This is a genomic window from Brassicibacter thermophilus, from assembly GCF_055378355.1.
Window position 1 is genome coordinate 41,640 of record NZ_AP042446.1, and the last position, 21,007, is coordinate 62,646.

Below are 21,007 nucleotides of genomic sequence, written 5' to 3' on the forward strand. Positions count from 1 at the left end.
GTATATAAGGTGACGGTTCTTGTGGTTCAGCGAAGCTGAACCACAAGAACCGTCCCTTTGGTTAAGTCTTCTTTGTTTAGTTGTATTTCGGGTTTATTAATCTTTTCTATCTTATTAAAATGTTTTAAAAATTTATCTATAGGCTCTAGTTCAAATTTAAGTTCTTTTGTTTTATAATGCATAGGTATTACTATTTTGGGGTTTATCATGTTTACAACTTCTGCAGCTTCATCCCCGTCAATAGTATATACTCCCCCTACAGGTATTAAAAGTACATCTACTTTCCCTATAGCTTTAAGCTGTTCATCATTAGGGATATGCCCTAAATCTCCAAGGTGGCAAACCCTCATGCCATCTAATTCAAACACATAAACTATATTACTTCCCCTATTTTGCCCCTTATGGTGGTCGTGGTAAGTAGATATTCCTGATATATGTACATCCTTAACGTTGAAATCCCCTGCCTTGTTTACTACCTCAAAATCCCCTTTTGCTGCTTGAATATATCCGTGATCGAAATGATCGTGACTTGTCGTAACTATATCTACTTCTTCATTTGGTATTTCATAGCCTACTGATTCATCAAAAGGGTCTGTCATTATTCTTATTCCTTTATCATTTGTAAGCTTAAAACAAGAATGTCCTAAATACTTAATCTTCATGAATATTCCTCCTTACTTTTATTATCCTTTTCCTTGAGGAAATTGCAAAATTTTGACCTTGTAATAATTATGCAATTTCCTCCCTTTGATATTATTATAACTTATAGAAAAATAAAAATCATAAAAACTTGAGGAAACTGCTAGTCGCAAAAGCCATTTGTAATGCAATTGAAATATTTTATTATCATAGATTTGATATAATTAAAAAGAAAGAGGGGGTTTTCTATGAGTAAAAAAATCGTAATAATTATGGTAGTTTTAATTCTCATAATTTCTTCTGTATCTTTTGCAGAAAATGTAAATGAACAAGAAGAAGCAGCAAAAAATCTTGTAGCACTAGGACTTCTAAAAGGATATGAAGATGGATCTCTCGGATTGGAAAATAATATAACTAGAGCAGAATTTGCTACTTTAGTAGTAAGATTAATATGTAAAGAAGAAGAGGCTAAGTCTAATACTGATGATACTATTTTTACTGATGTAAAAAAAGATCACTGGGCTTCAGGTTATATAAATATAGCAGTAAATGAAGGATTAATAAATGGTTATCCTGATGGCACTTTTAAACCACAAAACAACATATCTTATGGAGAAGCTTTAACATTAATCGTTAGAATGTTAGGATACGAAGATGAAGTAAACAAAGATTTAGAATGGCCTTTAAACTATATAGCCAAAGCTACACAACTTGGCGTGAATAATAGCTCAGTTTTAGCTCCAAATAATAAAGCGACAAGAGGAGATATAGCAGTATTCGTAAACAAAAGTTTATTAGTAAAATTAAATAATGAAATTGCATATTAAAATAATTTAAGAAATTTTGCAAGTTTCTCAAGTTAGATTTATATATCAAAAAACAATTTAGCAGCGACTTCAGTCGCTGCTCTTTAATTTTCATATCTAATTCCTAGATTCTAACATTCGTTTATCATATGCTTTAACTATTATTGGTATAAAAATTAATTGTATAAGTATTCCTGGCCAAGATACAATGGTTGCTCCCTTAAGGAATGATACTGGATTTAGCATTAGACCAAATGCTGAGGAAAGTAAAAGAACCATAAGAGCTCCTCCAAGTCTTCCTATAATCATAGCCACAATAAGTGATAAAATTAAATTCTTTTTTAAGTACTTGTATAGTAAACCAGTAAATATCCCATAAAGGCTTAACTCTACCATCATTGCCCACAACATTGGCACTGGAGGCATGCCAGAAATTAAGAAATTCAAAAGAGGACATAAAAGTCCTACCCAAAATCCTAAATTAGCTCCCAGCAGTAAACCTGCCAATAAAACTGGTATATGCATAGGAGAAAAAATAGTACCATTTACTCCAGTAACGTGGAAAACATAAGGCAAGATTATACCTATTGCTAGCATAAGTCCTGCTATGACTAATTTTTTTGTTTCATATTTCATTTTTAAATCCCCTTTCTTATAAAGAAATTGCATAATAAATTTTGATACTTCAATTATGCAATTTCTTCAATTATTTAGTTAATTCTTGTACCCTATCAACTAAAGTTTCAACTTGAATCGAAAGGGAATCATAACTTGAGGCTACAACCTCAACATTACATTTATTAGAAGGTAGTAATATTTTTTTTGCTGGACTAGTTGCTACAGCTTCAGCCATAGCTGGTGAAACTTCTCCCCTAAGACTATTTGCTATTATTATAGCAATAGGACCTACTATTAAATCTACCTTAGTGGAATTGTATATTACCGGATTCTCTCCAGTAGCCCCATAATCAGCTCCTGCCTTAAGCATATTTGTAGTGGCAACTGAATTCGTCCCAATAGCTAGGATTTCAATCCTTTTTTCTAATCGGGAACGAAGGGCTGTAATTATTTCTTTACCTATTCCTCCGCCTTGTCCATCTATTACTGCAATTATCACATTACCCCTCCTACCTTTATGTCCAACGTTTTAGTGGTATCTATAATTTTAGTAGGAAGCTTTGTCAAAGATGCGTATTCTAAGAGTTTTTCCTGCATAGAAATATATCGCCTGCAAGCACCTTCTAATCCACCAAAACTCATTACGTAATTATACCACGTTTTTGGTCTTCTATGAAATGTATCTTCTAATCTTTCTTTAAAAACATTATCTTGCATGGTAAGTATTATAAGTTTAAACCCCATATTATTAAGTCTTTCATCAATTTCCTTAAAAGGATTGAAATCTGATGACTCTACTGCATGAGTCAAATGAAACCTTTCTATAAGAAAAGCAGGTTTTACTCTAGGAGATTTTGTTTGTTTGAATCTAGAGTTGTAAAAATTATTATAAATCCTTTCAAATATATCTACATAACCTTCTAGTAAGGATACTCTTTCTTCTACAGTTGGATTTAAATTTTCGATTATCCTTTCCGTAAGATATTCGCTTAACTGTATTTTAGTCTGTTTTTCTAGATATTCTTCACTTCTTGATATCTTTTTAAATAATAAAGACTTACCTGTAGCACATACGCCTTCTATTATTATGCCTGACATAACTAAACTCCTTTTTACAATACAAATATATCCTCGTAAATATTTTATCATAATATATTTAATAAAGTAAACTGTTAGAAAATCGGAGCTATAACTATTATTTATAAATAGGCTCTCTGCAAAAATCGGTAAGATATTTACAACCTTCTTCTTTTATTAGAATAGTATCTGTGATCCTTGGTCCGCCTATTTTAGGTTTATATATAGTTGGAAGTAATACATCTACTACCATATTTTCTTTCAATATATGATTTAAGTTTTTACCTATGATAGGATAAAACTCTGATTGACGAATTCCTACGCCATATCCAATATAATCTATAAACATTTTCCCATAACCTTGTTCCTCAATATATTTATATACAGCATCGAAAACCTGAGATGTTTTTACTCCAGGTATTAAATTTTCTACAGCAATCTTTTGTGCTTTAATTAGAATTTCATATATCTTTTTTGTTTCTTCTTTTACATTTCCTAAGAATACTGTACGGCACATTTTTGCTGTATATCCTTTATAAGATGCTCCTAGATGGATAACTACAGGTTGGTTATTTTCAATTATATAATCACCAGCATATGGGTGAACCAATTGCTGTCTATCATGACGGAGTACTTGCATTCTAAAACTAGAACCCTCTGAGCCTGCTTTTTTCATAGCATAATCTGCTTCTGCTAATATTTCTGTTTCTTTTACATTAGGTTTTACTGCATCTACAGCAGCTTTCATTCCATAAGATAAAAATTCAGCAGCTTTAGTAATATATTCAATTTCTTTTTGGCTTTTTATAGACCTGATTTTATAACAAGCTTCTGCAATATCTCCAAATTCAATTCCAGGTACAGTTTGTTTCAAGCATTGAAAATCTTTTAAACTTATAAAATATCGGGTAAACCCTATCTTAGGATTGTTAATTTTTAGATTTGCAACCCAATCAGCAGTTTTCTGACTTACATTTTCATTAGGAAACACATAAGGAACAACATTTTCTATCCCACTTACTTCTTTAACGTGTTTTGCATCTAACCACAAGCAAAACAAAGTGGGATCTCCATCAGCAGGAACAACTAGTGAACCGCCTTCTAAGTCTTCAACTCCTGCAAAATAAATTAGATTTTCTCTATCCATAATAACAGCTGCATCTAATTTTAAAGACTTCAATTCATTTTGCAAGGCATTAATCCTCTTGGAAATTTCCTTTTTCATTTTTTATGCTCCTTTCTTAGGCAAAATTTTATACATTTGAAAAAACTGTATAATAAAATATTTTTTATTTACAAATTTTTCTTTTAGTAAAAAGCAGAATGCATTTGATATTTTTTATTAACTTTTTCAAATACATTCTGCTTTAAATAATTCCTAAAACTGTTTAGTTTTGTTCATCAAAATCTTTTTTTTCTACTATTAAAGATACTACTACACCACCAAGTAATGCCCAAAATGGAGAACCTATTTTTAAAATTGTTATACCGCTCATTCCTATAATTAATGCTGTAAAAGCTCCCATTTTAAACTTATTAGAACTAAATCCTTCTTTGAATGCATTTATTAATACATTAATCATTGCTATACCTGCAAGAATATTAATTAATGTGGAAGGTAGAGCTGTAACAAATATTATAGCTATACTAGCAATTAATCCAAAACTAGCAAATAGTATTCCATTTACAAATGACGATGCATAACGAGTTTCTTTATCGCCTACTTCTTCAGAAGAACAGATAGCAGTCATTGGCCCTGCAATATTGGCATTATGTGCACCAAATAATCCTGCAGCTATTCCTCCAATTCCACTAATAACAGTCATAGCATTTACTGGAGGTTTATACCCTTGTGCATATAGCACCCCTATAGCTTGTGCATTTTCTGCACCAATAACTAATGCAGCTAGTGGAACTGATACAGATAAAATTGTATTTACATTAAATTTTGGCGCTACTAATTGTGGTGGAATATATGAAAAATCTAATGTACTTAAATTTACTGCTCCTGTTATTATAGCTGTAACTAGCCCAAATATAAGAGCTGCAAGTACTGGTGGAAATTTTTTAATTACTTTTGGAACCAACAAGAACCCTGTAATGGTAGCAATTCCTATTATGGGTGTTTGAACTGCTGAGTTTACAATATTTACGCCAAATCGAATCATAGCACCACCAATCATCCCCATTACAATGGGGAGAGGGAGCCATTTCATAACCTTCCCCATTAACCCAGAAATTCCTATAAGCAAAACAATTATCCCTGCCATAATGAATGCTCCTGCAGCTTCATTAAAACTAAATCCAACCAAAGCAACTCCTAGCATTGAAGCTCCTGGTATAGAATATGCACCAGTAATAGGCATTTTATATTTTAATGCCATTATTAAACTAATAAGACCTCCAAATACGTAAATACCAAAAAGCCAAGATACAATTTGAGGTTGAGTATATCCTGCATCAGTTGCAGATTTAATTGTAACGAGAGCTGGTCCTGAACATCCGAAAATTGCGGCAATAACTCCAGCAGTAATAGTTTTACTATTTAAACTGCCCTTTAAATCACTTAAACTTGTTCTAAACCCTGGGCCACTTTCAATTGAAAAAGTTCTCTTTTCTTTTACACCTTCCATCTTACCGCCTCCTAATTAAAGGTTATTTTGCTAACTTGTCTAGAATAGATATATCAACACCTCTTTGTTTAAGCCACTTAGGAAGTAACTCTTTATCTACTCTTTCACTAACAATTGGTGCTTTTTCTATTAGCAGTTTAGCCATAGATTCACTTACGTTCATGCCGCCCATAGCACCATCAAAGATAATAACTTTATCTGTTCCTGCTGTTCTATATGCAAAGTCCATAGCTCCCTCTAGAGTTCTGCTTGTTACAGCATAATTCATATATTCTAGATTCATAGAATCCCTATCGAATAGTTCTCCTTGTTCTTGTCCTACTACTACAGTAGGTATATGTTTTGAGAAAAATGCTGATGGATATCCTGTCCAAGCGTAATTATGAACACATACTTTTATTGCAGGATTAATTGGTGGTGTACCATCTACCAATGGTCTATCATTTTTACCGTAAAACGCTTCTGTATACCATGTATAAGGTGGAAGTGGATTTTGTAAATCATATAAATCTACATTAGCACCTGTAAAGTTTGCATAAATTACACCTGCAGAAAATACATAAGGTACAGGACATGGAAAATCAAGTACTGCGATACATTCATCAATTTCTCCAAATAATGTCATGATTTTTCCATAACGTTGACAACCAATAAATGTAGCTCTGTCATTTAATGCATATAAATCATTGTCGCTATCTACGCCCACAATTCCATGTGGACCTACATCCAAAAATGATGCAAAAGCAAACTTACTTTGAACAAATTCAGATTCAAAAATAGCTCTAGCTGTAAAGTTAGCAGCCCTTGGGCCTAAATTTTGATGATAAGTGCTTCTTGTTTCAATACGTGCATATGACATACCAAAAGGTTTTACTGCTTTATCTACTTGTCTATGGAAGTGAACTTCTCTTACATCAGTATGATGAGCATGAATAATCCAGTCTGCATCATATACTCTCTTTAATCCGTAAAGTGTACCAATTTCAGTTTCTATTGGTATACCTTCGTCAACTGGTGCTACACCCATTACTTTACCGTTATAATAGGTATCTAACCCATAGCTCTTAATATACTCTTCAGTTTCTCTAAATCTCATACCTACTCCAGCACGAAGACGAATATTTTTACAACCAGTTTTTTCTTCTACAACGTCTTTAATAGCTTTTAATAATTCAGCATAAGGTTTACCACCAAAAAGAGTAAATCCGTGATGAGAAGCTAAAACGTTTACAGAATCGTCTGGTTTAATCATGCTCATATCTACTTTTCTTAGCGATTCTATAGCTGCCTTACGTACATTTTCAATATCATTTTCTCCAGCTGGAAAAATTACTTCTGGAAGATCAGGAAACAATTCACGTAATTTAAGAGAACACATATTAGGTAGCTCTGAAGCTCTCTTTTTCACCAATGCAGGGTCAATCCCGTATTGAGATTTTTTTGGTGGTATTGGTGTAATTGGTTTATGCATCATAATCTTCTCCCCCTTCTTTTTTTACATTAATTTTTGCAATCTCGTCTAAAAGCTTTTCATCTTCTTCAAAATAGAATCCTCTACTGCTATATTTTTCTTTTACTTTTTCTGGAATAGTCCATGCAGTTGGAGTAGTTCCATACCATTGCCACCCGCCTTCAATTGGCTTTAATTCACAGCCTGCTGCTTCTAACATTCTTAAAACTGGCTGTACACATTCAATAGTACATCCTGTTCTAATTCCTGTCATAAGTGAAACTTTTTCAGGGGTATCTGCACCATTTAAGATAGCTGCTGCAACTTCATCTGCTCTTACTCCTGTACAATAACATAAAACTTGTTCTGGATTGAAATGAGCTTTTTGACAAATTTCTTTAATTTTTTCTTGATCAAATTTAGAAACATCAATACCTACTTTCATTATTTCTTCCCTTTGTACCATTTCAATAGCATGGAAAGGACAACGTTGTTCACAATTTCCACAAGCTCTACATAGTTCTGCATCTACAACCGCTTTTCTGTTTTCCACCTTAATAGCTAATACTGGACAAACCTTAACACAAGTTTTACATCCAGTACACTTATTTGTGTCTACTTTTGCTAAAAGTGTAACTTGTTTCATGATAATATACCTCCTTTTAATATATTATTTATAGCATTGCCCCAAACAAATAGGGCAACACCATATTAAAAACTCAATTATTTTTGTTGCTGAGATAACTCATAGGCAACATCCACAATCATATCTTCCTGTCCTCCAACCATCTTACGTTTTCCTAGTTCTACAAGAATATCTCTTGGATTTAGATTATATTTTTCTGCAGCTCTGTAAGTGTGAAGTAAGAAACTTGAATAAACTCCTGCATATCCAAGTATTAAAGGTGCTGTTTTTATTACCTGTGGTCTATGCATAATAGGCTCAACAACCTCTTCTGCAAGGTCCATTATTCCATATAAATCCACGCCTGTATCATATCCTAATCTATCGAGTACAGCACACAATACTTCGTTTTGTGTATTCCCAGCACCAGCTCCTAAACCACGACATGTAGCATCTATATATGTCGCTCCTTCTTCTACTGCAGCAATAGAATTTGCTATAGAAACTCCTAAATTATTGTGTGAGTGAAATCCTACTGGTATATCTATAGAATTTTTTACTAAGCTAACTCTTGCTTTAACATCATCAGGCAGCATATATCCAGCTGAATCAGCAATATTTATATAATCAGCTCCAGCATCCACAAATATTTTTGCTTGTTCTAATATTTTCTCTGGAGAAGCCATATGTGACATCATTAAAAATCCTACTGCCATCATTCCCATGTTTTTAGCAGCTTGTATATGTTGAATTCCAATATCAGCTTCTGTAACATGTGTAGCAACTCTTACTACTTCTGCACCATTTTCCTTTGCTTTTTTTAGATCTTCAATAGTTCCAATTCCAGGCAATAAAAGCACAGCAAGTTTAGATTTATTAACTACTTTTCTTGCAGTTTTGATAAGTTTCATCTCATCAGTTTTCATAAAGCCATAATTAATAGATGAACCTGCAATCCCATCTCCATGGCTAATTTCAATAATGCTTACCCCTACTTTATCAAGGCCCTTAGCAATGGCTTCCACTTGCTCTTCAGTAAAAGAGTGGCTAACAGCATGGCTTCCATCGCGAAGTGTCGTATCTACTATATTGATTTTTGGTCTACTCATTGATTTTGCCCTCCTTTTTTAGCATGTTATAAGCTATCTTTTCAGCTGTAGCAATTGCTGCAGAGTTGATAATATCAAGATTTCCAGCATACTTAGGCAAGAAATCCCCCGCTCCTTCTACTTCTACAATAACCGTTACCTTATTTCCATCAATTGTTGGTGGAACTCTTAAGCGATATCCTGGTACATATTCCTGTACTTGCTTTACAATATCATTGATAGATTTAATGATTTTTTCTTCATCTGGATTTTTTACAATTGAATATATTGTGTTAGTCATCATAATAGGAGGTTCAGCAGGATTAAGAATAATGATAGCTTTGGCCCTGTCAGCTCCCCCTACAACTTCTAATGCTTTAGAAGTAGTTTCTGTAAATTCATCAATATTTGCCCTAGTTCCAGGGCCTGCACTTTTAGAAGATAATGCAGCTACAATCTCTGTATATTCTGAATCTGCTACACGGTCAATAGCGTAGGCAATGGGAATAGTAGCCTGTCCTCCACATGTAACCATGTTAAAATTATCTAAATCTGAAACTTTGTCAAGATTTACACAAGGAACAACATAAGGTCCTACTGCTGCTGGAGTTAAATCAATTGCAATTTTGCCAGCTTTCTTTAATAGTGGAGCATTTGCTAAATGAGCTTTTGCACTTGTAGCTTCAAAAACAATTTTAATTTCTGGGTCTTCGATAACTGCTTCAACACTTCTAGTTGAAGTTTTAAAGCCTAATTTTGCAGCTCTTTTGATTCCTTCAGATTCTACAATTCCAGTCATCAAAGTCATTTCTAAATACTTGCTTCTCATAACTTTGTACATTAAGTCAGAACCAATATTTCCTGGACCGATTATTCCTACTTTAATTTTTTCCATAATTCTATCCCCTTTCACAATTGTTAGAATGCTATAATAATTATTCAAATTTTACTGATACGCTACCCATACCTTGGAAGCTAACTGTAAAATTATCACCTGCTTTAACTGATTCTGCAGCTGTAACCGCACCTGATAAAATAATACTTCCTTCTTTCAGCTCTATATCAAATTGAGATAATTTATTTGCCAGCCAAGCTACAGCAGCTGCTGGATTACCCCAAACTTCAGCAGTAGTACCACTGCTAACTAACACACCATTTTTCTCTAAGTTCATTCCAGTTAAACGCATATCAATATCTCCAATTGGGGTCATTTTGCTGCCTAAAACAATTCTCGCACTAGAACCATTGTCTGCTATAGTATCAACTAGCTTAATTTTCCAATCTTTTATACGGCTATCTACAATTTCAATTGCTGGTACAACCCAATCAGTGGCATTATATACATCTGCTATAGTTATTCCAGGTCCTTTTAAAGACTTTTTTAGACAAAATGCCAGTTCACCTTCTACCTTAGGTTGAAGTAGTTTTTTCGTAGAGCAAATATCACCCTCTAGCAAGAGCATTTTATTAGTAAGATGACCATAATCAGGCTCATTTACTCCTAAAAGGTTTTGCATCCCTCTACTAGTTAATCCTATCTTCATACCAATAATTTTTTCTCCATCTGCAACTTTTTTAGCTACATTTTCTAGCTGAATATGGTATGCATCTTCTACTGTCATCTCTGGATTTTCATCACTTATAGTATTAATCTGATAAACTCCTTTTTCAGCTTGATAAAGACTTTCAGCAATCTTTCTATAATCCATAATTTTACAAACTCCTTTCTCCCACTTGTTTTGAGAAATTGTGAAAAAATGTTTTACTAAATTTTGACTCTGGAGCAATTATGCACTTTTGATCTTAATGAATAAACTTATGGTCTATTTCATGATGAAATTTTTTTTGAGACAATTTTTTTGCCAAAACAGTTGCAATTTTCTGCGCCATTTGAGTTTTTGTATAATGATTCTTTAAACCTTCTAATAAGGCCTTAGAAGCAACCTTCACCTCATCGTTAGGCCCCGGTAAAGATACTATATAAGTCGGTCCAACTTGTCCTACAGCAATTTTCACTCCATCCTTTATATGCCGTCCTGTTCCTTTCTTGAATTTTACAATATATGGTGTTGCAGCTGTCGGATCAATATTTAATACGCTTTCTACTGATTTATCCTTATCTTCAGCACCAACTCCACCAGTAGTTATAATTAACCCAAATCCTCTAGAAACAGCATCTGAAAGTTTATAAGTCATAATGTCAATATCATCTTCAATAATATCTCCAACAGTAACTTTATATCCTTCTTCTTCTAAGAGATTTTTCAAATAAGGAGTATTAGTATCTTCTATTAAATTTTCTTTTAGTTCAAATCCAGTAGGAAAAATGATAACCCTTTTTGAGATTTTTTCTTTTATTTCATTAGTCATATCTGAAATTGTATTTATAATTTCTCCTGGGTTTTCCACATCTATGCAAATCATACCTAAAATCCCATTAGAATGGATATACGTTTCATGGTCAATATTTACTCCTTTTATTTTAGAAAGCGCTTCTAATATTTCTTTCTCTTTGCCTAATATATTTTCCTCAGGAATTTCTTCTTCTAAAATATCTAAAGTGATATGTCTAGGTCTTACATCAACTACCAATACCTTACTACTGTCAATCTTTAAAATTTGTGCTACAGTTTCAGCAAGTTCAGTAAGATTTACATTGTCAAGAGTTATATTATTTATCCAGAGTTCTGTTTTCTCCAATAAATTTAATGGCATTTTCTCACTTCCTTATATTTTTATATGACATCTAATTTCATGTCTAACAATAACGCATCTACTATTTCTTTACCTATGCAAAGAACATCTATGTCTAACTTACCTAACTGTTTAATTTGATTTAGTTTTATTCCTCCTGCAAATGCAATTTTTACCTTATCTCTTAACCCCATATCTTTAACTACTGCTAAGCATCTCTTAATATCATCAACATTTCCTGTATCAACCATTAAAAGATTACAACCATTTTCTAAAGCTTGTTTACTTTCTTCCTCAATAGATAATTCCTTCCCTTTAATCTGTATTACCTTGGTATAATCTTTAAATTCCTTAACAGAATCCAATGCTCTTGGTATAGAACCTAACATTTTAATATAGTTTTTGTCTAGGTAAATCATCGGACCATCACAAATTCTAAAGGAAGCCCCTCCTGAAACAATAGCCGTTCTTACTGCAGCCTTAATAGACGGCGGCATCTTTTTCCAAGAACCAGATACAATCCTCACATTACCTTCAGAAAGTTCTACTGCCTTCTTAGCTGCAGTTGCTATCCCAGAAAACTTTGCTAAAGTACCAATGATTTTTTCTTCTGCTAAAGCCATATTTTTGGGAGTTGCTGTAATCCTGCCTATTGGTTTATTCTTCTCAATCTTATCTCCTTCTTTGAAGTAAAGCTTAAGTTTTACATTAATTTCATCTGCTATTTTGTATGCACTATCTACGCCTGATAAACACCCATCTCTTTCTGGTATAAGTAAAGCTTGAAACTTTTTATCGCTAATATCCTTAAAGATAATATCTCTAATATCTTGCATAACTTCCCTCCAGTATTTCCAGTATTTCGATATTATAGAACTTAGTTCTATAATATTGGTATTTTTTTTTGGAGAATTTTAAATTCTCCAAAGTTCTTTATCTAATAGGTTGCCGGTATCCCAGCGCTATGCCGGTATCCTAATCCTATAGAAATTTCTTTGGTTGTTTGGATAACACAATTAATAACTTCTCGTCTTCTTTCTTCAGTAACTTGGGAATAAGGCAAAGAAACACTTAATGCTGCACATACTTTATTTGTATAATCCCATATTGGCGCCGCGACACAATAAAGATTATTCATAATTTCTCCACGGTCTTCCCCATATCCCAATTCACGAATTCTTGCTAGCTCCTTCTCTAATTTAATAGGATCTGTAATAGTATTTTCTGTATACTTAGGTAGACCTTTTTCTTCAATAATTTTTTTAACTTCCACAGGTGAAAGATAAGCTAAAAGAGTTTTACCTACTCCTGTACAGTGGGCAGGTAACCGTGCACCAATTTGTGAAACAATTTTCAAAGACTGATTGCTTTCACGTTTGTCAATATATAGAACTTCTCCTTTATCAAGAATTACTAAATGCACTGTTTCGTTTATTGAATTAACAAGCCTCGATAAATAAGGAGCTGCAACTTTTCGTACATCCCATCGTTCTGCAACTACATTTCCTATTTCAAAAAGTACAGTTCCTAATCTATATTTACCATCAAAAATAGATTGTTCTATATATCCAAAATCTTTCATAGTAGAAAGCAACCCGTGTAAAGTGCTCTTAGGTAAATCTAATTCATAAGCTATCTCTGTTAGTGCCATACTCCGCTTATTTTTAGCTAAAAGATTTAAAATACTTAATGCCTTAGCAACAGAACGTATTTGCACTGAATTACTTTTCCCTGACATTTATTCTATCTCCTTCTATTAACTCAAACCTTTTTATATTTTTAGTCGTTCGTTATTATAAAACTGTTTTCGACATTGTCTTTGCGTTACTTATATTCTATACCAATTTTAAAATTCCTGCAAGAAAATAAAAAAAATTTATTTTTTTTGATAATATTTTAGGTGATACCATTTATTAAGGCACCACCTAGATAATCATACCAATTTTCTATTTACTATTTCTTCTACAATAAAAGAAGCTACATCTTCTGCATAAGTTCCTGAACCAAATCCTGCATCGTAACCTAGTTCTTTAGCTAATTCGTGTGAAATACGAGGTCCTCCGCATATTAGCACTATTTTGTTTCTTATTCCCTCTGCTTCTAGTAGTTCTACTAATTGGGTAAGATTAGGTATGTGAACATCTTTTTGAGTAACTACTTGTGATACTAATATAGCATCGGCATTTACTTCTATAGCTTTTGCTACAAGCTCTTCATTCGGAACCTGACTTCCCATATTTATAGCATTGATCATTTTATACCTTTCTAGACCATAATGTCCAGCATAACCTTTCATATTCATTATTGCATCTATTCCAACAGTATGAGCATCGGTACCTGTACAAGCACCTACTACAGTAATCTCTCTTTTTATCTTCTCTTTAATAAATTGTTCTACTTCTTCTTTTTTCATAACATTTACTTCAACTTTAGGAACCTTAATATTAGTATAATCTACTGTATGTTGACATTTACCATATAAAACAAAAAATGTATATCCTACTCCTAAATCTGAAGAATACACTACATTAGGCTCAGCTAATCCCATTTTCTTTGCAAGTCTTCTTGCAGCTTCATTTGCTTCTTCACCAAAGGGAACAGGTAATGTAAAACTCAATTGCATCATGCCATCATTTAAAGTGTCACCATAAGGTTTTACTCTCGTTAGATCAACATTTTCTATAGCCATTATCTGCCACCTCCTAGCATCAGCTCAATGAATGGGTTGTAATATTTCTCATGTCTTACAACTACTCCATCTAATCCCTTGCCTCCATCACGTCTTCTTTTAACTCCAGCAAATTTACCTTGTTCTATAGTTGAAAATAATCCTATCTCTTGTATTTCCTTAAGAAGTTTTTCTGCTTTATCTAATACTTCCTGAGCTCTTCTCTGGATAATACCATCTTTCTTAAATTCTATCTCATCACCAAGATTTCTCGCATTATTAAATATATATTTTGCATTTTCAATAGACAACATCCTATCCTGCAAGTGAGGAGTATGAATTGCTTCTGTAGGCATTCCCAATAGCTGAATACTTTGGTGTGTCATTATAGAAACTAAATTAAACATAGCATCTTGAAGATGACCCTTAAATATATTCCCTGTCATAAATTTAGTTGGAGGCATATATTTAAGTGGAGCATTAGGAAATATCTCCCTCGCCATCTGTGCTTGAGCTAATTCCATTAAAAATCCATTTTCTATACTAGGATTCATCTCAAAAGCATGCCCTAGTCCCATTTGCTCTTCAGGCAATCCAGCCTTTAAGGCAAATTGTTCGTTAATAAATTGAGAAGCTAATACAGTATGAGCTTCCTCAACAGCATCAGAAGTGGTAAGATAATTATCTTCTCCAGTATTTATAACTATACCAGCAAATCCATTTATTACTCTTGAGAAAAATTGGTCTATAAGTGTCCTCTGCATATTTATATCTCTAAATAGTATGCCATAAAGTGCATCATTAAGCATAACATCTAATCGCTCCAATGCACCCATAGCAGCTATTTCTGGCATGCAAAGTCCTGAACAGTAATTACAAAGCCTTATATATCTTCCAACTTCTTCTCCTACTTCGTCTAATGCTTTTCTCATTATACGGAAGTTCTCTTGGGTAGCATAAGTACCTCCGAATCCTTCTGTAGTTGGTCCATATGGTACATAGTCAAGAAGGCTCTGTGCAGTTGTCCTTATTACCGCTATAATATCAGCCCCTTGCTTTGCTGCAGCCTTTGCTTGTATAACATCTTCATATATATTTCCTGTAGCTACTATAACATATAAATATGGCGTTTTACCTTCCCCAAGTGTTTTGATATATTCTTCTCTCTTTTTTCTATTTTGCCAAATCTTATCAACAGTTTTTTTAGCTATACCTAATACCTTTTCTTTTATTTCTTCATCTTTTGCCAATGGAAGTTTAGTTATATCTAATTCTCCCATACTTATTTTTTCTGCTATAGTCTGAGGTTTATAACCTGTTTGTATCATAGCATTACCTATCCAATATGCTGCTCCTAAAGGTAACCCTCCACCTTCTAAAATATTATCAACTACTACATTAGGAAGGGGCTTACCTATTTCATCAACTCCATCTATACCCAGCAGCCTTACTACAGTTCTTTCAGTAGTAGTTGTTGTATGCATATCTATAAAATTTTGCACATCTTCAGCTATCTTCCTAGCAGCATTACGAGCACTTTCTATTTTGTTAGGATCTAGGTTTAATTTTTTTTCCATTATCATACCTCCTCCATCAATATTTTTTCTGCATCCTCTATGACACTTTTTTCTAGTCCCATAAGTTTTGCAATATTAAGTGCATCCCGAGGAGTTTGACCTCGTTCTTTAACTCTAATAAGTCTATAATCCATATATTTTCCGATAATATCTATCCCTGATAGAGGATTATCCTCAATTTTATTCATTATATCATCAAAGTTGACATTAGAAAGCCCAACTACCTGTAAGTGTACTACGCCATTTATATTTGCAATATTATCATAATGTGTTGTTATAACTGTTATAGATGGCTCATCAAGTAAATATCTTACCACTGCCTTAGATATTGCATATCCTTCTTGCGGATTAGTCCCACGAGCAAGTTCATCTATAAGTATAAGGCCTCTTTGCCCTTTTCTTGCGATAGCTTTTTGAATTCCTTTAATTTCTGAACCAAATGTGCTTAATCCTTCTTCAGTAGATTGCCAATCTCCTATACATACATTGATAAAATCATTTAACCCAATCTCCATTTCCCTGCATGGTACAAACATCCCACACTGTGCTATAGTAGATAATAACCCTATAAGTTTTAAAGATACAGTCTTTCCTCCCATATTAGCACCTGTTATGCAAGTAACCCCTTCTTTTATATCTACGGTAATAGGAGTAAACATAAGACCTCTCATTCTCAACGCTTCTTCTACTTTAGGGTGTCTGCCTTCAATTATTTTTAATCTATGTTCTTTTAATATAACAGGTTTTACACAATTCATGCCTACAGCAAGGCTAGCCTTTGCCAAGGTAAAATCAATTTTCCCTATGGATTTCATGTTTTTTATTAGCTGTTCTTTATATTTTGCTATTTCCCTTGAAAGTCGTTGTCTTATCTTAACTTCTTCTTTTTCTTGCTCCAATTTTAGCTCTTCAATTTTTTTCTGTATGTTTATTATATTGTCATTGGCCCTTATAGAATACTTCACATCTAGATATGTTTCAGAATTGTAAGCTACATAGGGATTACTCTCCAAACTTTCTATAGTACTCTTATCACTTTTTGAAACAAGAATAGACCCGTCAGGACGTACAGAAACATTTAAAACTTTTTTAAGATAATCTTTAATTTTCTTTTCTTCTTTCTTTTTTTCTATCTCAAGTTCTTTTTTTTCTCTCCTTATTCTTTTCAAATCCTCAGAATAATCGTCATAAATATAAAAGGTATTTACTCCACTATCTTGAGGGTCAAGGAGTTTTTCTAAATAATCTATAGGCTCAACATACATATCTTTTGGTATGTTAACAAGCATATTATCTAAAATATCTCTAATTTTTCTTAATATATAAAGAAAATTCTTTATCTCGAATAATTCTACTTCAGTTAATATAGCGTCACTAGCACAGCTTATAATAGAGCTAGTTAAGTCCTTAATTTCTCTTAATAAACCTCTAAGCTGTGATGCTAAAGATTTTCGATTTTTTATTACAGACACGAAAATTTCTACTTTATTTAATTCTTCAATGAGTTTAACCTCTTCTCCTCTTTTAAATGGCTTTAAATCTTTTTTTAACCTCAACCCAAATGGAGTAAAAGGTTGAACTTTATCTAAAACATAGTTAAAGTCAACTCCTGACTCCCCTAAGGAATCAATAAAATTCTTCATCCTATTCACCACCAAGCATTAAATCAAATACTGGTATATCCCTTATAAACTCCTTCATCTTGTTTCTAAATTCTCTGGGGTCAAAATAATAACCCTGGGGAGAATAGGGATTTAATGTAACAGCGATAATATCTATAGGATTTAATACTCTTACATTTATCCCTTTCTTCACAAATTGCAGCCAATCCATAGGTCCAATAAATATTTTTGTTCCGTCCTGAACAATAATTTGTACATCTTTATATATATCACTAGAGCATAAAATATCACTAAGGGTTTTTTTTACCAAGCTTCCAGGCAAGACAACATATTTGTCACCTTCATGTAAATTTTCCCCAATGATACGGCCACTATTTAAAGCAGTTTTTACATCTACTTCTCTAATATTGTTATTCATATCTATAATGCCTATTATACCCCTTTTCATAATACTTCCTATACTTGCCCTTGCCTTAAAATCATCAATAGAAGGAAGCCTCAATAACTGCACTCTATGAATAGTTTCCCTTATAACTTTATCCATACTTCTACTTAATACAGCACCAGTAGCAAGTATAGTGCCTTGTGAAATAGATGGTGCAGCAGATGAATTTCTGTCTATTGCACCATCTATTAAGACAATTTGTGCTCCTAAACTAAGCATCATGTCGCTTATTTTCTTTGCTTCCTCAACTCGTTGTGGCCCAGCAATTTGTACGTAACCACTTTCCCTTATTCTACACAATGCTATGCAACCTAAAGGGGTAGAATAATCAGTTATTTTTAATATTTCTACTCCAGCATCTCCCCACTTCAATGTTTCAGTAGCAGTAGCAATAATCGCCCCTTCTTCAACATATATCATAGGTTTTTCAGTATTAGTAATGACATCCTTTTCTTCCCCATCTCTTCCTATGGAAGTTAAGCCTAACACTACACCTTCATCTATTGCTTCTTCTATTATATGGTTTAAAGCAACAGTTTTACCTGCATTTTTCCCCATTCCAACTATTGATACTATCGTATATTTACCCCTTATAAGTTCTAATAGCATATCAGTACTCCTTTATTTATCTCTATTTTTTGCTCTTTCTCTTCTTTCAAGTTTAGTAGGCTCCAATGCAATGTCGTTCCCTTGTAAAAGTCCAGCTACGCCACTAAGTTTATGCTCTCTTTCACCTCTACATACTGGGCAGTTACATTCATGATCTGTATTTTTAGGTTCTGTATAAGTAGTGATAACTCCTTCATAATTTCTTAAAACCACTTTGTGTGGAGACATGCTGATAACATAATTAGGCATAACAGGTATCTTCCCGCCTCCTCCAGGTGCATCTACTACAAATGTAGGTACTGCATATCCTGAAGTATGTCCTCTTAACCCTTCCATTATCTCTAGACCTTTCGATACAGGAGTTCTAAAATGTTCTATCCCCATAGAAAGGTCACACTGGTAAATATAATATGGTCTTACTCTTATCTTTACTAGTTTATGAACTAATTCTGTCATTATGTGAACACAATCATTTACTCCTCTTAAAAGCACCGATTGATTACCTAATGGGATACCTGCATCTGCTAACTTTGCTATAGCTTTTGTAGATGTTTCAGTTATCTCTTTTGGATGATTAAAGTGAGTATTTAACCATATAGGGTGATATTTCTTAAGCATATTTACTAGATCATCTGTAATCCTCTGAGGCATAACTACTGGAGTACGGCTCCCTATTCTTATTATTTCTACGTGAGGTATTTCTCTAAGTTTTTTAATAATATATTCTAGCCTATCGTCTGAAACTAATAAAGCATCTCCTCCAGAAAGAAGAACATCTCTAACTTGAGGTGTATTTTTAATATATTCAATTCCTGCTTCTATCTTGTCCATTGGCATGCCCTTATCCTGATGTCCTGCAAATCTTCTCCTAGTACAATGCCTGCAGTACATTGAACATTGATCTGTTATCAAAAATAATACCCTATCAGGATATCTATGAGTTAGTCCCGGTACTGGTGAATCAGTATCTTCGTGTAAGGGGTCTTCCATATCTGCAGCACTTTCATAAGTTTCCAATATAGTAGGAACAGCCTGTTTTCTAATAGGACAATTAGGATCGTTTTTATCCATGAGTGAAGCATAATATGGAGTAATACCCATTCTAAACTTTCCAAGGACTTCTTGTATATCTTTTTCTTCATCTTCTGTTAAATTTATTACCTTTTTTAATGTATCCACATCAGTTATTCTATTTCTAACCTGCCAATGCCAATCATTCCATTCATCTTCAGATACATCTTTCCAAAGCTCAATGTCTTTGTATGATCTCATTAATAAATCCCCCTTAAATTTTCCTTAAGCATATAATTTGCTATAAATCTCTCTTAATTTTTCACTATCCCTCATTATCTGAAGTGCTATTTGAGCATGACCTTTTGTATATCCATTACCTATTATCATATTTACATCCTTACCTACTCCCTCAGCTCCTAATGCTGCTTTAGTAAAGCTAGTTGCCATGCTAAAGAAATAAATAGTTCCATCATCTTTGGTACATAATATGCTAGGCATTTCAGTATTTGGTATGTTTACACAGTTTATAGTTATATCAGCCATCTTACCATCTGTTACCTCACTGATTTTGTTCATCAATCCTACAGCATCAGTTGCATTTGCTTTTATATATACATCTGCAAGGTCTGCTGATTTTGCTCTTTCTATGCTGCTGTCCCTGCTACCTACACATATTACTTTTCCAGTAACTCCTACTCTTTTCTTTGCTTCATATAAACAAAGCATCCCTGACTTTCCTGTTCCACCAATAACTACTACTGTATCTCCAGGTTTTACAAGCTTTGCTGTTTGAGCTGGAGCTCCAGCAACATCAAGAACAGAAAGAGCAAGATTTTCTGGTAAATCATCTGGAAGCACTGCATATATACCGCTTTCAAATAATATTGCTTTCCCTTTTATATCTACTTGGTCAATATCCTTTCTTATTTCAAGTATTTCATCTATTCTAAGTGGTGTTAGTGATAAAGAAACAAGTGTAGCTATTTTATCTCCAACTTTCAAATCTGTCTTACCTTCTAATGCAGGCCCTATTTTTTCTACTGTACCTATAAGCATACCACCTGAACCCGTTACAGGGTTTTGATGCTTACCTCTTTCAGCTACAATACCTAACATTATTTCCTTTATTTTTTCAACATCACCCTTAGCTTCTTCCTCAATTTGAGTAAAGCTAGCAGAGTCTATATTTAATGTCTGTACATCAATTAGTATTTCATTGTCATAAATCTCCATATTATTGTCAATCTTTAAAGCAGGTTGTGGCAAAGTTCCTTTTGGTTCAATAACTCTATGAGTTCCATATGGACATCCTTTTTTCATATATATTCCTCCCTTAGTTTTAATCTTAAAATAAGCCTTTATAAAATCAACTTCCACTGCTCCAGTATTTAAGCACTTTTAATGTAAAGCATTATGGTCGTACTTGAATAAGAGCTAATGTT

General features: G+C 33.4%; 21 protein-coding genes. 1 reads left to right on the forward strand and 20 read right to left on the reverse strand.

Annotated elements, in window-relative coordinates; translation table 11 throughout:
* Positions 1-26: 26 nt before the first annotated feature.
* The gene (locus ACZ41D_RS00135; RefSeq protein WP_464151912.1) at positions 27-662 is read right to left on the reverse strand and encodes an MBL fold metallo-hydrolase; all 636 of its coding nucleotides are present in this window, start codon (positions 660-662) and stop codon (positions 27-29) included.
* Between the two features lie 225 nt (positions 663-887).
* Here ACZ41D_RS00135 and ACZ41D_RS00140 point away from each other — a divergent pair, with 225 nt between their 5' ends.
* Positions 888-1,466 carry an S-layer homology domain-containing protein gene (locus ACZ41D_RS00140; protein ID WP_464151913.1) on the forward strand — a complete coding sequence of 193 codons (579 nt, stop codon included), beginning with the start codon at positions 888-890 and terminating at the stop codon, positions 1,464-1,466.
* A gap of 96 nt (positions 1,467-1,562) precedes the next feature.
* On the opposite strand, the gene ACZ41D_RS00145 is transcribed toward ACZ41D_RS00140, so the two are convergent.
* From ACZ41D_RS00145 to kdd, 19 genes are all read right to left on the reverse strand, one after another.
* The gene (locus ACZ41D_RS00145) at positions 1,563-2,114 is read right to left on the reverse strand and encodes an ECF transporter S component (RefSeq protein ID WP_464151914.1); all 552 of its coding nucleotides are present in this window, start codon (positions 2,112-2,114) and stop codon (positions 1,563-1,565) included.
* A 37-nt stretch (positions 2,115-2,151) separates the two neighbouring features.
* A complete protein-coding gene (locus tag ACZ41D_RS00150) occupies positions 2,152-2,562 on the reverse strand; it encodes a DUF3842 family protein (RefSeq protein ID WP_464151915.1) in 411 nt (136 codons plus the stop codon).
* Positions 2,559-3,161, reverse strand: coding sequence for a hypothetical protein (locus ACZ41D_RS00155; RefSeq protein WP_464151916.1), 603 nt, complete (start codon positions 3,159-3,161; stop codon positions 2,559-2,561). Before ACZ41D_RS00155 ends, ACZ41D_RS00150 begins: the two co-directional genes overlap by 4 nt.
* Before the next feature lie 97 nt (positions 3,162-3,258).
* Positions 3,259-4,365 (reverse strand): M24 family metallopeptidase, encoded by a 1,107-nt coding sequence (locus ACZ41D_RS00160; protein WP_464151917.1) that lies wholly within the window; start codon positions 4,363-4,365, stop codon positions 3,259-3,261.
* A 163-nt stretch (positions 4,366-4,528) separates the two neighbouring features.
* The gene (locus ACZ41D_RS00165) at positions 4,529-5,773 is read right to left on the reverse strand and encodes a benzoate/H(+) symporter BenE family transporter (RefSeq protein ID WP_464151918.1); all 1,245 of its coding nucleotides are present in this window, start codon (positions 5,771-5,773) and stop codon (positions 4,529-4,531) included.
* Positions 5,774-5,795: 22 nt separating this feature from the next.
* Positions 5,796-7,247: a hypothetical protein gene (locus tag ACZ41D_RS00170; protein WP_464151919.1), complete on the reverse strand. Its 1,452-nt coding sequence runs from the start codon at positions 7,245-7,247 to the stop codon at positions 5,796-5,798.
* Positions 7,237-7,869, reverse strand: a complete 633-nt coding sequence (locus ACZ41D_RS00175; RefSeq protein WP_464151920.1) for a 4Fe-4S binding protein — start codon at positions 7,867-7,869, stop codon at positions 7,237-7,239. Before ACZ41D_RS00175 ends, ACZ41D_RS00170 begins: the two co-directional genes overlap by 11 nt.
* A 77-nt stretch (positions 7,870-7,946) precedes the next feature.
* The gene (gene dmpG / locus ACZ41D_RS00180) at positions 7,947-8,957 is read right to left on the reverse strand and encodes a 4-hydroxy-2-oxovalerate aldolase (protein ID WP_464151921.1); all 1,011 of its coding nucleotides are present in this window, start codon (positions 8,955-8,957) and stop codon (positions 7,947-7,949) included.
* Positions 8,950-9,831 carry an acetaldehyde dehydrogenase (acetylating) gene (locus tag ACZ41D_RS00185; protein ID WP_464151922.1) on the reverse strand — a complete coding sequence of 294 codons (882 nt, stop codon included), beginning with the start codon at positions 9,829-9,831 and terminating at the stop codon, positions 8,950-8,952. The genes dmpG and ACZ41D_RS00185 overlap by 8 nt, the downstream gene beginning before the upstream one ends.
* Before the next feature lie 40 nt (positions 9,832-9,871).
* A complete protein-coding gene (locus ACZ41D_RS00190; protein ID WP_464151923.1) occupies positions 9,872-10,645 on the reverse strand; it encodes a 2-keto-4-pentenoate hydratase in 774 nt (257 codons plus the stop codon).
* Between the two features lie 94 nt (positions 10,646-10,739).
* Positions 10,740-11,651 (reverse strand): molybdopterin-binding protein, encoded by a 912-nt coding sequence (locus ACZ41D_RS00195; RefSeq protein WP_464151924.1) that lies wholly within the window; start codon positions 11,649-11,651, stop codon positions 10,740-10,742.
* Between the two features lie 20 nt (positions 11,652-11,671).
* A complete protein-coding gene (locus ACZ41D_RS00200) occupies positions 11,672-12,466 on the reverse strand; it encodes a beta/alpha barrel domain-containing protein (protein ID WP_464151925.1) in 795 nt (264 codons plus the stop codon).
* A gap of 101 nt (positions 12,467-12,567) precedes the next feature.
* Positions 12,568-13,368 carry an IclR family transcriptional regulator gene (locus ACZ41D_RS00205; RefSeq protein ID WP_464151926.1) on the reverse strand — a complete coding sequence of 267 codons (801 nt, stop codon included), beginning with the start codon at positions 13,366-13,368 and terminating at the stop codon, positions 12,568-12,570.
* Between the two features lie 195 nt (positions 13,369-13,563).
* Positions 13,564-14,319, reverse strand: a complete 756-nt coding sequence (kamE, locus tag ACZ41D_RS00210; protein WP_464151927.1) for a lysine 5,6-aminomutase subunit beta — start codon at positions 14,317-14,319, stop codon at positions 13,564-13,566.
* Positions 14,319-15,875, reverse strand: coding sequence for a lysine 5,6-aminomutase subunit alpha (kamD, locus tag ACZ41D_RS00215; protein ID WP_464151928.1), 1,557 nt, complete (start codon positions 15,873-15,875; stop codon positions 14,319-14,321). Before kamD ends, kamE begins: the two co-directional genes overlap by 1 nt.
* 2 nt (positions 15,876-15,877) lie before the next feature.
* Positions 15,878-17,518 carry a lysine 5,6-aminomutase reactivase ATPase KamC gene (kamC, locus tag ACZ41D_RS00220; RefSeq protein WP_464151929.1) on the reverse strand — a complete coding sequence of 547 codons (1,641 nt, stop codon included), beginning with the start codon at positions 17,516-17,518 and terminating at the stop codon, positions 15,878-15,880.
* 1 nt (position 17,519) lies between these two features.
* The gene (gene kamB / locus ACZ41D_RS00225; protein ID WP_464151930.1) at positions 17,520-18,551 is read right to left on the reverse strand and encodes a lysine 5,6-aminomutase reactivase subunit KamB; all 1,032 of its coding nucleotides are present in this window, start codon (positions 18,549-18,551) and stop codon (positions 17,520-17,522) included.
* 12 nt (positions 18,552-18,563) lie between these two features.
* Positions 18,564-19,823 carry a lysine 2,3-aminomutase gene (gene kamA / locus ACZ41D_RS00230; protein ID WP_464151931.1) on the reverse strand — a complete coding sequence of 420 codons (1,260 nt, stop codon included), beginning with the start codon at positions 19,821-19,823 and terminating at the stop codon, positions 18,564-18,566.
* Between the two features lie 24 nt (positions 19,824-19,847).
* Positions 19,848-20,885 (reverse strand): L-erythro-3,5-diaminohexanoate dehydrogenase, encoded by a 1,038-nt coding sequence (kdd, locus tag ACZ41D_RS00235; protein ID WP_464151932.1) that lies wholly within the window; start codon positions 20,883-20,885, stop codon positions 19,848-19,850.
* Positions 20,886-21,007 lie beyond the last annotated feature (122 nt).